At 39.5% G+C, this 16015-nt stretch carries 11 protein-coding genes; 5 read left to right on the forward strand and 6 right to left on the reverse strand.

Features of this window, described 5'->3' with window-relative positions; all coding sequences use genetic code 11:
* The first annotated feature begins 429 nt into the window (after nucleotides 1-429).
* The gene (locus tag FHY45_RS17705) at nucleotides 430-4836 is read left to right on the forward strand and encodes a S8 family peptidase (protein WP_180350015.1); all 4407 of its coding nucleotides are present in this window, start codon (nucleotides 430-432) and stop codon (nucleotides 4834-4836) included.
* Nucleotides 4837-4979: 143 nt separating this feature from the next.
* On the opposite strand, the gene FHY45_RS17710 is transcribed toward FHY45_RS17705, so the two are convergent.
* Both FHY45_RS17710 and FHY45_RS17715 read right to left on the reverse strand, forming a co-directional pair.
* A complete protein-coding gene (locus FHY45_RS17710) occupies nucleotides 4980-5489 on the reverse strand; it encodes a GNAT family N-acetyltransferase (RefSeq protein WP_139892685.1) in 510 nt (169 codons plus the stop codon).
* 250 nt (nucleotides 5490-5739) lie between these two features.
* On the reverse strand, nucleotides 5740-6435 hold the full coding sequence (locus tag FHY45_RS17715) for a CPBP family intramembrane glutamic endopeptidase (protein WP_066108063.1): 696 nt from the start codon (nucleotides 6433-6435) through the stop codon (nucleotides 5740-5742).
* A gap of 87 nt (nucleotides 6436-6522) precedes the next feature.
* Here FHY45_RS17715 and FHY45_RS17720 point away from each other — a divergent pair, with 87 nt between their 5' ends.
* Nucleotides 6523-7263, forward strand: coding sequence for a MerR family transcriptional regulator (locus FHY45_RS17720; protein WP_139892686.1), 741 nt, complete (start codon nucleotides 6523-6525; stop codon nucleotides 7261-7263).
* A gap of 269 nt (nucleotides 7264-7532) precedes the next feature.
* Nucleotides 7533-8717, forward strand: coding sequence for a M20 metallopeptidase family protein (locus FHY45_RS17725; RefSeq protein WP_139892687.1), 1185 nt, complete (start codon nucleotides 7533-7535; stop codon nucleotides 8715-8717).
* Nucleotides 8718-8797: 80 nt separating this feature from the next.
* Here the strand turns inward: FHY45_RS17725 and FHY45_RS17730 are convergent, their stop codons facing one another.
* From FHY45_RS17730 to FHY45_RS17740, 3 genes are all read right to left on the reverse strand, one after another.
* Entirely contained in the window at nucleotides 8798-9550 is a 753-nt protein-coding gene (locus FHY45_RS17730; RefSeq protein WP_139892688.1) for an SAM-dependent methyltransferase, read from the reverse strand.
* 220 nt (nucleotides 9551-9770) lie between these two features.
* The gene (locus FHY45_RS17735; protein WP_139892689.1) at nucleotides 9771-10880 is read right to left on the reverse strand and encodes an NAD(P)/FAD-dependent oxidoreductase; all 1110 of its coding nucleotides are present in this window, start codon (nucleotides 10878-10880) and stop codon (nucleotides 9771-9773) included.
* Between the two features lie 338 nt (nucleotides 10881-11218).
* The gene (locus FHY45_RS17740) at nucleotides 11219-12325 is read right to left on the reverse strand and encodes an NADH-dependent flavin oxidoreductase (RefSeq protein WP_066108078.1); all 1107 of its coding nucleotides are present in this window, start codon (nucleotides 12323-12325) and stop codon (nucleotides 11219-11221) included.
* Between the two features lie 469 nt (nucleotides 12326-12794).
* Here FHY45_RS17740 and FHY45_RS17745 point away from each other — a divergent pair, with 469 nt between their 5' ends.
* Together FHY45_RS17745 and FHY45_RS17750 are read left to right on the forward strand one after the other, a co-directional pair.
* A complete protein-coding gene (locus tag FHY45_RS17745) occupies nucleotides 12795-13727 on the forward strand; it encodes an aldo/keto reductase (protein ID WP_139892690.1) in 933 nt (310 codons plus the stop codon).
* Nucleotides 13728-13733: 6 nt separating this feature from the next.
* Complete coding sequence (locus FHY45_RS17750; RefSeq protein WP_139892691.1) at nucleotides 13734-14246, forward strand: GNAT family N-acetyltransferase; 513 nt, start codon at nucleotides 13734-13736, stop codon at nucleotides 14244-14246.
* Nucleotides 14247-14300: 54 nt separating this feature from the next.
* Here the strand turns inward: FHY45_RS17750 and FHY45_RS17755 are convergent, their stop codons facing one another.
* Nucleotides 14301-15935 carry a SulP family inorganic anion transporter gene (locus FHY45_RS17755; RefSeq protein WP_066108084.1) on the reverse strand — a complete coding sequence of 545 codons (1635 nt, stop codon included), beginning with the start codon at nucleotides 15933-15935 and terminating at the stop codon, nucleotides 14301-14303.
* Nucleotides 15936-16015 lie beyond the last annotated feature (80 nt).

Here is a 16015-nt window from a genome sequence, read left to right on the forward strand (position 1 = left end):
TTCACCTTATTTCATATAAGTAACAAAATATCCCACCTTAATCCCCAGTCTTTTTTTGAATAAGACAAAGAAAGACTAGTAATTAAATAGCTTAATAAGTCAGATGGCTTATTTTTATTATAATAGTATATTAAAATTCTTCCTCCCTCCTTTTTCATACAACTATCTCCATATGAAATCAGGTATAAGTATATTCTTTTCTAATCATTTCCTAATTAGAATGACACCTACAGCTGTAGCCAAACTACATCCAATGATTCATTTTCAATTTCCATAGTATACTTGCGACATTTAGTGACAGCATTTGTTTACTTCAATTCGTTATGGTAGAAATATCAGCAGGATTACATAATTCGATATTACTTAACAGGGAGGTGAAAAAATACTTGGCATATTGGCAATTTAATAATCTAGTATAGGGAGGAATACTTGTTGAAAACAAAGAGAAAAAAACTGTCGTCACTCATTCTAACATCTATGCTCATTCCATCATTGCTCTTAACTACAGGATTTACGTCTTCACCATCTTCTACTGCTTCCTCAGAATCCATCCATAGTTCAGCAAAATCTACGATTATACAGAATAGCAGTAACAAAATCTCCAAAGATCTTCAAAATGAGTTTAAGGAAGAAGAAAAAGTCACCTTCTTAATTAAACTTAAAGAGCAGGTCGACACTGCCAAGGTAGCAAAAGAAGCTACTGCTACTGCAAAAAAACAAAAGCTTTCATCAGCCAAGACGACCTTGACAAAACGATCTTCCATCGTTACAAATCTGCGCGCAACTGCTGAAGAAACTCAGCATGAGCTAAAAAACTATTTAGAGAAACAAGAAAAAGCCGGTAAGGTTAAAGATATTCAATCCTTCTACATCGTTAATGGTATGGCTGTTACGGCTACAAAAGAAGTCATGGAACAAATTGCCGCATTTCCTGAAGTAGAAAAACTTTTACCGAATGAAAAAGTACACCTTGTAGAACCTGTTAAACAATCCAAAGCTGAGAAACCACTAATCGAGTCCAATATTAAGGAGAAACCTTCTAAAACAGAGACAAAGGCAGAAGTCTCCTCGATTGAATGGAATATCGAAAAAATCAGCGCACCTCAAACATGGGCAATGGGAATTGATGGAGCTGGAACAGTCGTTGCCAGCATAGATACTGGTGTGCAATGGGATCACCCTACCCTAAAGACAAAATACCGTGGGTACAACCCTGCTAATCCAGACAACCCGACCCATGAGTTCAGCTGGTTTGATGCTACTTCTACAAACCGCCCTGCAGCATTTGATGATAATGGTCACGGTACACATACAATTGGAACAATGGTCGGATCAGATTCAAACGGTACTAACCAAATCGGCGTAGCACCCGGCGCTAAATTCATAGCGGTTAAAGCTCTCTCTGCATCAGGTGGAGGCTCGAGTGCTGATTTGTTAGAAGCAGGTGAATGGGTATTAGCTCCTAAAGATGCTAATGGAACTCCACATCCTGAATACGCACCAGATGTCGTAAACAACTCATGGGGTGGCGGACCAGGATTGGACGAATGGTTCCGTCCAATGGTTCAAGCATGGAAAAATGCGGATATCTTCCCTGAATTTTCAGCAGGAAATGACGGAGGAGGAGCAGGAACTATAGCAGCTCCATCCAATTATCCTGAATCTTACGCAACTGCCGCAACAGATATCAATAATGCTTTGGCAAGCTTTTCTTCAAGGGGACCTTCTCCATATGAAGGAGTCATGAAACCAAATATAGCTGCACCAGGTGTAAATATTCGCTCAGCTATACCTGGAAACGATTATGCTTCCTATAATGGAACATCAATGGCCGGGCCTCATGTGGCCGCAGTAGTTGCCCTGCTTAGACAAGCTGATTCGAGCTTAACTGTCGATCAAATGGAAGAGATTATGGACTTAACAGCAACACCATTAACTGACAGCGCTTATCCAGAGTCACCTAACTATGGATATGGTCACGGTTTGGTAAATGCTTTTGATGCTGTCTCTTCAGTTGTTAGTGGTTTAGGAAAAATTAAAGGAACTGTCTCCAAGGAAGGTGATGATACTCATGCACCTGAAATTGAAACAGAGCCTGTGACTACTTCTTATAAAGAAATGGACCTTCCTCTTAGCGCAACCGCTACGGACGATGTATCCGTAACATCTGTCGTTTTGAAATATAAAAAAGCAGATGGCAGCTGGACTGAAGTCGCTGCGGAACGTGTAAGCGGAAATTATAAATCCGGTGAATACGAAGCAACCATACCTGGTGCTGATTTAACCGGTGATTCAACAGAATACCAATTTATCGCATATGACTTTGGAGGCAATTCAAAAGAAACAGCTGTTTATCCAATAGAATTACTTCCGGGTATTACAGTTGGCTATGAAACAGATTTTGAACAAAACCCAATCGGATGGACATCTTACGGTACAAATAATTCATGGGAATGGGGAGTACCAACAACAGGCCCTGGCGCTGCATTCTCTGGTGAAAAGGTATATGCAACAAATCTGACAGGAAACTATGCAAACAGCTCTAATATGAGCCTGGAAATGCCACCAATTGATCTTCCTGAAGGAGCCAGCTACTTACAGTTCAAACAATGGTTTGATTTAGAAAGAAACTATGACTTTGGGCATGTATTTATTTCTACTGATGGTACCAACTGGACACAGGCAGCTCGTTTCAACCAAACATCCGATGGTTGGATTGATGGCGAAGTTGACTTAAGCGAATATGCAGGACAACGCATCTACATTTCCTTCAATGTTACAACTGATGGGTCTGTCCAGAAAGCTGGATGGTATTTGGATGATGTCAAATTATCGGCAACTCCTATCCAACCTTCGTCAAAAGCTAAACATGGTGTGAAGAAAGATACAAAAGCTACTGATACTAAAATCAAAGATACAAAAGCTAAAGACCCTAAAGACGACAAAAAAGCAGCAAAAGAAAAAGTAGACGCAGCAAAAATCAAACCAATATCTGAAAAAGATAGTTCAAAAAATGAAAAACCTAGCAATGAAAGCCCGGGACCACTGCTTTTACCAATTCAAGCAGAGGTAACCGTTCTTGAAACTGGCCGTTCTGTTTACACCAACCCACAGGATGGATCCTATGAATTAACGCACGCAACAGGTGATTACACTGTTCAAGCAGAAACATATGGATTCCAATCTCAAACACAAGCAGTACGTGTTGAAGATGGTGGAGTTGCTACCGCAAACTTTACACTACAGGAAATTCCTAAAGGTACTGTCAGCGGTACAATTACAAATAAAGTAACAGGAAATCCTGTTGCAGGCGCCACAGTTTACCTTGTGGAAGATGCTGCCATTACGCCTGTGACTACAAATGAAGATGGCGAGTATTCCCTTACTGCATACGAGGGTACCTACACACTAAAATTTGTTGCACCATCCTACTACAGTTCCGAAACAACTGTAACCATTGAAGCAGGCGAACCAGTCGTTAAAAATGTTGAGTTACGTCCATTCATTGGCTATGCAGGTGAGATTAAGTATGATGATGGAACAGCTGAAAATGCCAGATCCTTCAATGCGGCAGGCAATAGCTGGGCTGTTAAAATGTCATTAAAAGAAGGGGAAGATCAAGCTCTAGTAACTGGTGCACTCCTTCGCTTCTGGGATATGGAATGGCCAGTCCCAGGCGGTACTGAATTCCAAGTATCCGTTTATGATGCCAGTGGTGCAAACGGCGGTCCTGGTACTAAATTGGCAGGTCCTTTCAACGAGACAGCTTTACGTGACGGCACTTGGACACATGTTGACCTTGCCGAACACGGCATCATGGTAGAAGGAGACTTCTTCATTGTCTATACACAAACAAAAGCAAATCCTAATTCACCTGGCTTGGCAACTGATGAGGACGGTCCAAATGCTAAACGCAGCTGGCAAGGTGTAAGCGGTGCATGGTCTCAATCACCAGAGGCTGAAGGAAACTACATGATCCGTGCGACCGTCAACTATGAATTACAAGTACCATCCATCACTTCTCCTAAAGATGGAGCATTTACGAATAAAAAATCTGTGACAGTTGAGGGTAAATCTTCTCCTGAAACAACCATTGATTTATTCAATGATGGAGAACAAACTGCTACTACGGAAACGAATGCAAGTGGCGACTTCTCAGTTGCAGTCGAGTTGAAAAATGGTGCAAATACACTGACTGCTAAAGCAAAAACTGATGTCGGTTCAACAGACCCATCTGAACCAGTTACGATTACACTTGATCAGGATAAACCTGAACTGACTATTACTTCACCGACAGATGGTTCTAAAACAAATAAAGAAACCGTTACAGTTACAGGAACAATTGCTGATGCCAATCTGGATTGGGTTAAAGTAAATGGTCAAACTGCAACTGTAAGCGACGGGAAATTCAGCAAGCGTATCCTTCTTGATGAAGGTATAAATGAGATTACTGTTCAAGCTAAGGATAAAGCAGGCAACAGCATTAAAAAGATCATCACAATTGATGCCAATTATACGGCACCTGAACTTTCCAACATACTTCCTGCTGAGGACAAAGTATTGGAAAGCGGCGATTCTGTCAAAATCGAATTTGATAGTGAACCTGGGCTAGACGCTACCTTCTCAATCCTTGCTCCAGTCACAAACCTTGGCGTCTCAAATGCACTTGAGCTTCCAATGCGTGAGACATCGGAAGGACACTATGTCGGCTACTATACTGCCACTAAAAATATCAAAGCAAACGGGGCAGCCGTTCAAGTAACCGCAGAAGATGACTATGGCAATAAAACGATTGAAAGAGCGGAAGGATTATTATATATTAACGCTCCGCAGTAAACGATTAAAGCACAAGTGCCGATGCACTTGTGCTTTTCTTTTTTGAGCAGTTCTAAAATAGTTTATACTTAAACTGATGATTAAGATATAAAACACAATCTTATTTTTCATATACATTCTTCCCTTTTCATCAAAAATTACAGTTATATCTTACGAAAATATCTTAATGAGATATAGTTTTCTTCCTTGGTATTTCCGTATCCTCTTTGTTCATTATTGAAAATGAATCCTCTTGCTTCATAGAAAGGAATTCCTTTTTGATTTCCCTTTGCTACAGATACCCATTGCTCAGTTGCATGAAATTCCTCTTTTTGTTGTTTTGTAAGAACATCTAATAACCTTGTCCCAATTCCTTCATTACGTCTATTGGGGTTAAGATATAAGACAAAGACCTCCCCAGAAGTCTTATCGATCATACCGCCTCCAATTGCCCCAATGACTTTGTTCTCCTCAACAGCAACAAAATAGCCACCCCATTCTACCCCAGTTTCACTTACTTCCTTCAGAATTCTTTCATGATTATAAAACTCTTTTATAACTCTCTTAATATATTCTTCAGATCGTAATTCGTTATAAGTTGCCCAGTACCCATCACTGCATACTTTCGCAATCCCCTCAACATGACTTGCATTCGCTTTTAAAATATTAACCACTTTCCACACCTCCAATTTCCCCTGTTCCGAAGATTCCCTCTACAAATTCGAGCTTTTACTACCATTTATAATTCAACATAAAAAGGTATTAATCCTTTTTGAATGAATACCATTCATCTCACCTGTTGATATATCCCTATGAATCTAAATTAATTGTTCAATATCGCCTCAAATGGCCATTACTTAATAGTATCAGCTTTGGAAACCTGGATAATTACACGGTATCTTTCAACTCTCGGGAGCAACCTCCTTAACTGAAGCTTGTCAACAGAACCATAATCCCATTAGTCAAACCGTGAATGATAACCGCTGGCCAAATTGAATTAGTTCGTTCATATGCCAGCGCAAAAATGATACCACTGAAGAAATTTACTGGCATCACATTATAGGTCGGAATATGTACGATCGTAAAAATGATTGAACTAAGTAAAATGGCTCCAACAAATCCTATCCGTGTACGCAGCCAGCGATATAAAAATCCTCGATAAAAGATTTCTTCATATATTGGAGATATAATAGCTGCGGAGATAAAAGCAATTAAAAAGGTGAATAAAGTTACATTTTGCTGTAAAGCCTCTGTTTTGTTATTCTCCCACGAATTACCTATAAGACTAGTAAACAAGATTATAATCACCGAACCAACTAATAAAATAGTTGAATACAGAATAATAAGCTTCCAAACTTTCACATTAAATGATTTTATCCCTACCTCGTTCCAAGATAATTTTTTCGGATTAAGAGCAATATAATAAACACCTGAAATTAAAATAATGGCTATTATTAGTCCAATTAATGTCCCTGAATATAAATCATTCTCGAGCCAATTGGTAATAATTGGTTTAAATATCAATTTCACAAAACCAATTACAAACACAAATTCCAAAAGGATTAATAATATGAATTCCTTTAGCCCCCAATCATCTTGTTCTTTCCAGTTCATTTTCATCCGATAGCCCTCTCCCTATATATGGTATAATCCAACTATATTAGATGACGTTACGTCACCTGCAAGTTTTTTTCAGGAGGAAATGAAATGAAACAATGGACGACAGGAGAGGTAGCTAAGCAGCGAAATATATCCGTTCGCACCCTGCGTTATTATGATCAGATTAATTTGCTTACCCCTAGTTATAAAGCAGATAACGGGAGGAGATCTTATTCAGAAGATGATTTATTCAAACTTGAAAAAATCATTATTCTCAAATCCCTTTCACTTCCGTTAGAAACTATTCGCGATATATTAGACAGTCTATCCTTCCAACAAATTCTCATCTCACACTACAATTATCTACAAGATCAACTCACGAATATTCAAACAAGCATTTCTAATACTACATCATTAATTAATATGAGCGAGCTGCAAGAATCCTTATCATGGGAAGATGTTTTAAAACTGGTTCAAAATTCACAAAATAACTCAAAAAAATGGATTGATTACTTCCATCAGGATGAAAAGCTACTTTTACAGAAATCCATACCAAATCTAAGCAGCAATGATAAAACAACGCAACAGTATATGTTCTTACTAAAACAAATTGAGTATTGTATTCAAAACAAAGTTAAACCCGAATCTGAAATAGGAGCCCAAATTGCTTCTGATTTAATTAAACTATCAAATGATACATTTCAAGGGAATGAGGAATTAATGAATCAGTTTTGGGAAATCAGAAAAAAAACCGCAGAAGAAACAGGCTTATACCCAATTCCTAATCATGTACTAGAATTTGCAGAACGATGCATTGCTTATTTAACAGATTTAGAGACTAGCCATTAGATTTGTCTCCCTCGCTTGTTTATTCAAGGCTTAGAGTAAACTCTATTTGCTATGCTGATAATTAATCTAGGTTATTTTCCGCACTTTTTACTTTTACTATTTAAAGTTAATCAAATCTAGAGACTCCTTAGGTCTCTATTTATTTTCTTAACCCCATTTACTAAATTTATGAACTTTATTCCAATTTATATTGAAGAACGTTAATATAAACTGCCTGCAATGCACAAAATACAAAGAAGCAAACTATGAAGGCTATGCAGGAGGTATATATGAATCAATTCTTAGAAAATGCACGGGCTATGAAAGATGAGTTAATCAAATATAGAAGAGAAATTCATCAAAATCCTGAAGTAGGCGACCACCTTCCTCAAACCACGAAATACGTAATGGAGAAGTTAAAGGAATTTGGCTATGAACCAAAAGAAATCTGTGAAAGTGGGATTGTAGCACTGGCAGGGAAACCTGATGCAAAAAAAACATTTCTTTTGCGGGCCGATATGGATGCTCTTCCGATTAAAGAGCAGACAGATTACCCGTTTAAATCAACAAATGGAAATATGCACGCCTGTGGTCATGATATGCACACAACTATGCTACTAGGAGCTGCCAAATTATTAAAACAATATGAGAACGAACTGGAAGGATCCGTTAAGCTCGTATTCCAGCCAAATGAAGAAGGCTTCAAAGGCGCCAAATTAATGTTGAAGTCGGGCGTTTTGGAGAATCCAAAAGTGGATGCAGCAATGGCCTTACATGTACATTCCGGTACACCAACTAATACGGTATTATATGGGCTTGGAACCGCAATCGCAGGTTGTACAATCTTCAGAATTACTGTTAAAGGTGTCGGGTGTCACGGAGCCATGCCTGAAACCGGCGTTGATCCAATTAATATTGCAGCGCATATCTATACCTCCATCCATGAAATCATAGCAAGAGAAATCTCAGCAACCGAATCGGTGGTTATCACGATTGGAAAGTTTCAGGCAGGAAGTACCCATAATGTAATCCCTGACCAAGCCATATTAGAAGGTACGATTCGTTACTTAAATGCGGATTTAGGAGATTTTATTTACAAAAGGATGGAGAAAATAGTAACATCAACAGCTGAAATGTTTAGAGGTGAAGCTAAAATAGAGATTGTTGCATCTGTTCCGCCCTTAACGAATGATAAAGACTTGGCCAATCAATTGTCCTCTTATGTGAGTGATGTAGTCGGTAAACAATCTGTCATCTCTTTTGAAGGCGGAGGCATGGGTTCTGAAGATTTCGCTTCGTACTGTTATGAAGTACCTACCGTTTATTTTTTGCTGGGAGCCGGCACAAAAGAAGAGGACCCTCATTATGGACTTCCCATGCACCATCCACAGGTAGTTTTTAATGAAGATATCCTACCAACCGGTGCCGCCATGCATGCTTATACGGCAATGATGTGGTTAAAAGCGCATCAATAGAGAACGCAGTAAGAGTGTGGCAAAGTTCTTTAAACGATGCCACACTCTTTTAAATCTATTATATTTTATAATATTTAAATTTACTTTTTAAATATAGCTGTTAAAAAACCTTCCTCAGCAAATACACCATCCATTGAATCTGTTTGTCTCATGTTTCTTATTTCAATTTCCTTCAGATCCTTAAAGATGCCTCTTAATTTTTGCTCTGTAAACCCCAAACCTCCCTTTAGGCTCCAAAATCTATACACATCCCAATCAGTTATATCTGATCCGCCATACTTCCCATTTTCAAGAAAACACGTAATGCCAAATAAACCATCTGTTTTTAGCGCTCTTTTAACTAAATTATTATAGGTACCCCTCCGATGAGGTGCTATATGATGAAAGCATCCTGAATCAAACACAATATCATAGCTTCCTTCATCAATAGCTAAATCAAATATATTTTTATGTATAAAGTTAATTGTTAATCCACTCTCTTTGGCCCGCTCTCTTCCCCATTTCAAACTTTCTTCAGATGAATCTACGGCATCAACATGACAACCTTGTTCAGCAAAAAAGACTGCATTTCTCCCGGGACCACATCCCAACTCTAATACTTTACTCCCTGGAACAAACAAGCCCTTATCGAAATACTCTACCAAGTTTTCATCAGGCTGATTAGAAAAAAAAGGTACATTCTGATCACGATTCAAATAAAATTGATCCCAGTCAAATCTGGTTTTTTCTTTTAATAATTGGTCCATCATCTTCAGCAAATCTTCATGGCTATAAATAGTTTCCACTACTTTTTCCTGCCTCTCTAAATTTATCAACCAATCACATATTACCATTTTATAACAATCGAGCATATTAGACTACATTACTATTAGCAGTCATTTGGAATGATAAATACATTTGCACGTAAAAGCCAGGGAGTATAGCATCCTTTTAATGAACGTACAATTCGTCTATATAAAAATGCCAGCTTCAGAAAGTGATGGTTCACCTGGGAGTCGAATAATTTTCTATTTTGAGTATGACAAAGGGTCCATGATAAACATGGACCCTTTGTTAAGCAAGAGCACCATCTGGATTATAGGCGGATATATCGATATCCGTTTCTTGCCCGACTATTAACTTTGAGAGCTGTGACGCGATAAATGGACCCATCGTCAGACCTGATGCCCCTAGGCCATTTATGACATAAAGATTAGAGTGATGCGGCATGCGGCCGAATACGGGAAGGAATCCAGGAGTAAAAGGCCTGAAGCCGACCCTTGTTTCGGTCAAAGCTGCATTCGCAAGACCGGGAGCAAGCTTAGTTGCTTTAGTTAGTACTTCCAGTACACCGCCTGCCGTTACCCCGGTATTCATCTCTTCATCGTTTTCGTGCGTAGCACCAGCTATTATCCTTCCATCCGGAAAAGCAAGCAGGTATTGATCGTTAGGCGGAATAATTACTGGCCAATCATGTGTGTCGGCATTGTGCTGCTTTAAATGACAAATCTGCGCTTTCTGAAAGCTGACTTGCATCTGATATCCTAAAGGTTCTAATAATTGACTGGCCCAAGCTCCAGCAGTAACTACGACCTGATCAGGCATCCATTCTTCATTGCCAGCTGTCACAACGATTCTCTCTGCTTTCATAGAAAGCTTTGCTTCTGCAGATACGAATCGTGCATTGTATTTCCCAGCTACCCGTTGTAAGGCATTTCGTAAAGCCCGGCCATCAACGCGAGCAGCACCGCTGATATGTACCGCTCCATATCCTTCAGTAAGCAAAGGAAATAACCGTTTTGCTTCGTTTTCGTTAAGAAGGGTTATCTTGCCAATCTCCGGTGCATCCGTTTTGCGCATTTCAGCACGTTGAAGCATCGCAACCAGTTTTTTCGGATCCTCATGCAGACTCAATGCACCTACACGGGCATAACCCGTTTCAGTTTCTCCATCCTGACGAAGTTCTTCAATTATTTCCGGATAATAGCGAGCACCACCTTTGGCCAGCTGGTACCAATCTTTATTTCGACGCTGGGACAGCCATGGACAAACGATCCCCGCTGCAGCATCTGTCGCTTGTCCTTTATCAAAACGATCGATCACAGTTACCTGTAAGCCCGCCTTGGCAAGCTTATATGCGGTAACCGAACCTGCTATACCTGATCCAATTATTGTTATATGCATATATACCGAACATCCTTTTCTTCATTTAACTACAATATACCATAGCACAATCGGCCTTTTCTCAGTTTTATGAGTGAATGGGACGCAGTAAAAGTGACCTGAACATTCTCAAGACGGACCACATTGATGAGGATAGACTTACTTTGAATTTGAGAAGTGACAGGTTAGTTGCAGCTCACTCAATCAATAAAATAAATCATGAATTAGCAGAAAAAAAGCCTACAAAAAACCTCTCATATGAGAGGTTTTTAAAAGCAATCCTTCTATCTGTTTATACTCAAAATCTCTTTATGGCATAAGTACCAATGCTGAATTTTCCCTTTATTGGCTATCTCCTGCTATTCTTTTGTCGGAACCCAGCCTTTTGTCTGCAGGATGATGTTCCAAAGCGGATCCGGAAGGCCGTGATGATCTTCACGGGCAGGATCAATTAGGCGGATGATTTCGTCTTCCCGTCCTTCTTTGAGCTTTGTAACGAATTCCGGGTCGATTAACAATTCACGTCCCATGGCAATCAATGGTACTCCCGTATCTTTGGCTGCAGCCACGTCTTCGGCAGAGTACAAGGATCCAACGCCGATAAGAGGCATTCTATTATTGATGCGTTCCTGGATCAAATCAATGCGTTTGGCGCTCGCATCCGCACCGCGGCGAGCTGTGGAATGGAAGTCCATTAAAGAAACATGCAGGTAATCTAATGGCTTTTCCACTAGAGCATCAATCAGCTCAAGTGTTTCTTTCATCGTTAATCCAGGAGTTTCCGGTTCCTCAGGAGAGAAACGATAACCAACTATAAAGTCTTTGGAGCCGTGTTTATCAACAGCACTTCTGACTGAGTCGATGACAGCCAAGGGGAAACGCAAGCGCTCGCCCCATTCATCTTCACGGCGATTGGAAAATGGAGAGTAGAATTGTTGGATAATATACCCATTTGCACCATGAATTTCGACGCCATCAAAACCAGCTTCGATAGCACGTCGAGTTGCTTCGCCGAAATCAGCAACGATTTGCTGTACTTCTGCAGTTTCCAGTGCACGTGGTGTAGCTGCACCTTCTTTTTCTACAGCGCTTGGAGCAACTACATCCCCATTGGGTACAAGATCTGCTCCTGATTCCCGTCCACCGTGGTGAAGTTGGATGATTGCTTTAGCTCCTTCGCCTTTTATTGTATCTGCTAACTTCTTCAGACCTGCTATATATGTATCGCGTACAATGGATGGCTGTCCTGGGAACGCCTTTCCGTTATCGGATACATTTGTTGCAGCAGTGATGACTAAGCCGATATCCTTAGAACGCTGCGCGATATATGGAAGCTCCTGATCGGAAATCGTACCATCAGGATTAGAAGAGTAATGTGTCATTGGAGCGAGTATGAATCGGTTTTTCAGCGTAACGCCATTTGGCAGTGTAAAGCTTTCAAAAAGAGAAGCGTATTTTTCATTCATGAACTATTCCTCCTTTGTATGACCTTTATTCTAGTGAGTTACAAAAAGGGTAGCAAACATAACGCTCATTCGTAAGCAGGTTATGATTTGTAACAAGTAAACATGGAAGAAGCTAATCATTGGTTTGCTGGGTTCAGCAGTTAATGATTTCGGTTCGGATTATGAATTCGTCCAAATTTATTGCTTTTATATTGATTCAAATTCCCCCTCGAAAATTTAGTTACTTATTCGTAATAAATTTAATATCTTTTTCATCTAAATGATATTGATAATCGTTATCATTTGAATTATACTAATGGTAGAACACATCATAAAAGCCATAGAACATAAATCCCCCCCCTCTTGCATAAAGGCCCTAAGATTATCTCTTAGGGCCTTTAGCTATTTATCTATTTCTAAACCCTATCATTTCCATATACTTCCTCACCTTTGCTATGATTGAATCATTACATGTTAAGGGGGTTTTTTTATGAATAACAAAATTCAGCTAGGTAAAACAGACTTACTTGTAAATCCGATAGGTCTTGGAACTAATGCAGTTGGAGGCCACAATATCTACCCAAATCTCGATGAGGAAACAGGACGGGAAATCGTACGGACTGCCATCGATTATGGCGTGAATTTTATTGATACTGCCTATATTTATGGCCCGGAACGGTCAGAAGAATTAATTGGAGAAATTGTTAAAGAAAAAGGCAATCGTGAAAACCTTGTTATAGCTACAAAGGGGGCTCATAAATTCATTGAAAATGATGTTGTAGTTGATAACTCCCCTGCATTCCTTATTAAAACTGTGGAAGAAAGTCTAATGCGTTTACGTACAGATTATATAGATCTCTTCTACATTCATTTCCCAGATCAGGATACACCAAAGGACGAGGCAGTCGGCGCCTTAAAGAAACTAAAAGATGCCGGAAAAATCCGTGCGATCGGGGTATCCAATTTTTCATTGGAGCAATTAAAAGAAGCCAATAAAGATGGATACGTGGATGTAATCCAATCTGAGTACAATCTATTTAAAAGAGATGCTGAAAAAGAGCTTCTCCCCTATACCGCCCAACACAAAATTTCCTTTGTCCCATACTTCCCGCTGGCTTCTGGTCTTTTAACCGGAAAATTCACAAAGCATTCTACTTTTAATGATGGACGTTCCCGTAATCCATTATTTCAGGCAGAACTTTTTAAGCAAAACCTAGAAAAAGTAGAACAACTGCGAAAGATTTCGAAAGCTAAAGACGTTGAAATCGCTCATCTTGTCCTGGCATGGTACTTGGCGCAGGATTCAATTGATGTTGTTATCCCTGGCGCAAAACAGCCGGAACAAGTCGTTGATAATCTTAAAACACTGGAAGTTATGTTATCCCGTGAAGAAATCCAACAAATCAGTTCAATCTTTGAATAAGAAATTATGATACAAATGGTAAAGTGGAATCGAACAGATGATTTGCTTAAGCCAATCGTTTCTCTGTATCAACAAATATGGAATATTAATACCGACTGTACAGAACGATTCATGCGGCACATGGACTACGCTGGTTTCAGAGGATTTGTATGCCTGGATGAAGAGGAAATGCCTGTTGGATTTGCCTATGGTTATGCTTCTCTATCAGGCCAATATTATCGCGAACTATTGACAAGCCATTTGAAACCTGACTTATCCAATGAATGGCTGGCAAATTGTTTTGAGTTCGTTGAATTATGTGTTCATCCATCCGTGCGCCAAAAAGGAATCGGATCACTATTACATGATTCCCTAATGAAAGACATACCTTTTGATACAACTATATTAACAACCCAACAATCCAATCTGGCTGCACGGAATCTATATGTTAGAAAAGGATGGATTGTCATTGATGATTCCTTCTTCCCTAATGAAAAGACAAAAGAACGGTATCTAATATTAGGTAAAAAGCTATCTTAGCTTGCATCAAAAAAAGGAGAGTAGCCTACTCGGCACTCTCCTTCCATCTTTATATTAACCTTGTATTTGATTAATTTTTGCAAGCGCCTGGTCAGTACTCCAGAATATATTGTCTTCTCCAACAACATCCAGAATACCACCTCTTTCAAATCTGCTAAGAACTCTCCGCTGTACTCCGCTAAAGATGATTTTTACACCTTCTTGTTTCTTTAATTCACAGAATTCCACCATAGCTTGTACTCCTGAACCGTCAATGGAGGATACTCCACGCATAGAAAGGATCATAACTCCTTGATTAATGTCTTCAAGGCGCTCAGTCAAAGAGCTCACCGTTGCAAAGAATATAGGACCGGTGAGATAAACTACCCGAATATCTTCGTATGTCTGATTTGATTTTATCCCTTTTCCTTCCAATTTTTCGATATCAACTTTACTGACATTCATTTCTACGTCGGCACTGTTAATAACAAACAATATGGCTGAAAGGACAATTCCTGCAACAATGGCAACCGTTAAATCAAACACAACAGTAGCTAGCAATGTTAGCAAAAATTTAAAGATAGCGCCTTTGAATTTGTGAGAAAAGATATAATGAATACTTTCCCATTCATTCATCCGCCATGCCGTCACAATCAAAATACCTGCTAATGCAGACATCGGTATACTCGACATAATTGGGCTGAGGAGAAACATTGACAAAAGCAAACCAATCGCATGGAAAATCCCCGTCAATCTTGTTACCATACCAGCTTTAATCGCTACACTCGTACGGGCAATCGCAGCAGTAGCCGGAACACCGCCAAAGAATGGGATAATCATGTTCCCAATTCCCTGTGCAACTAGTTCCCGATCCCCATTCATTTTTTCTCCAACCATGCGACCGGCAGATGCTCCGCATAATAAACTTTCAATCATTCCTAATGCCGCAATACTGATTGCCGGCCATATCAAGGCTTCTATTTTAGCGAGGGATAAATCACTAAATACCAGTCGATTTTCCGGAAAAAATGTTTTCGGTATATCTCCCACGACCGCAACCGGTAATTTTAAAACGGTATTAATAATTAAAACAATCAGTAAGGCTGCTAAGGATGACGGGATTATGGCGTTCCATTTTTTCGGCCATACAATCATCGTGACAACTGTTATAATACCAATTAATAATGTAGCAAAATCAGGATTAAAACCATTCTCTATATAAGACATGATTTGGGCAATTGGATTCTCTCCGCTCGATTCAACTCCAAAAAAGTTATCTACTTGTCCCATCGCTATAATGATAGCAATTCCTGATGTAAACCCCGTTATAACTGGCATCGGTATGATAGAAACGACACGGCCAAATTTCAGTAGACCGGCAATCACCAGTAGGATACCCGCCAGCAAACAGGCAATAAATACTCCATCAAGTCCATACTGGGCAACAACAGCAATCAATATAGCAGACATCGCTCCCGTTGGTCCTGATATTTGATAGGACGCGCCTGATAGCATACTGATAATTAATCCTGCAAGAATCGCTGTAATTAATCCAGCAGCCGCATCCGCCCCACTGCTCACCCCGAACGCTAGAGATAAAGGAAGTGCAACAGCGGTTACTGTAATACCAGCCATAATATCTTTGCGTAGCTTTTCAGAATTATAGCCGGCAAATTCATTATGCAAATCGTGAATATATTGTTTAAGCATGCTGATTCTTCTCTCCATAATAATATGATAATAATCGCAACCTTATTATTATACTGACCTCAGATAATGAATTCTATTAA

This window comes from Bacillus sp. D386, from assembly GCF_006346415.1.

What these genes read in the sequence shown, in the direction of transcription:
- FHY45_RS17745 (WP_139892690.1), top strand. Translation starts at nt 12,795, where the DNA reads ATGAATAACAAAATTCAGCTAGGTAAAACAGACTTACTTGTAAATCCG.
- FHY45_RS17750 (WP_139892691.1), top strand. Translation starts at nt 13,734, where the DNA reads ATGATACAAATGGTAAAGTGGAATCGAACAGATGATTTGCTTAAGCCA.
- FHY45_RS17730 (WP_139892688.1), bottom strand. Translation starts at nt 9,550, where the DNA reads ATGGTAATATGTGATTGGTTGATAAATTTAGAGAGGCAGGAAAAAGTA.
- FHY45_RS17740 (WP_066108078.1), bottom strand. Translation starts at nt 12,325, where the DNA reads ATGAATGAAAAATACGCTTCTCTTTTTGAAAGCTTTACACTGCCAAAT.
- FHY45_RS17725 (WP_139892687.1), top strand. Translation starts at nt 7,533, where the DNA reads ATGAATCAATTCTTAGAAAATGCACGGGCTATGAAAGATGAGTTAATC.
- FHY45_RS17715 (WP_066108063.1), bottom strand. Translation starts at nt 6,435, where the DNA reads ATGAAAATGAACTGGAAAGAACAAGATGATTGGGGGCTAAAGGAATTC.
- FHY45_RS17735 (WP_139892689.1), bottom strand. Translation starts at nt 10,880, where the DNA reads ATGCATATAACAATAATTGGATCAGGTATAGCAGGTTCGGTTACCGCA.
- FHY45_RS17755 (WP_066108084.1), bottom strand. Translation starts at nt 15,935, where the DNA reads ATGCTTAAACAATATATTCACGATTTGCATAATGAATTTGCCGGCTAT.
- FHY45_RS17720 (WP_139892686.1), top strand. Translation starts at nt 6,523, where the DNA reads ATGAAACAATGGACGACAGGAGAGGTAGCTAAGCAGCGAAATATATCC.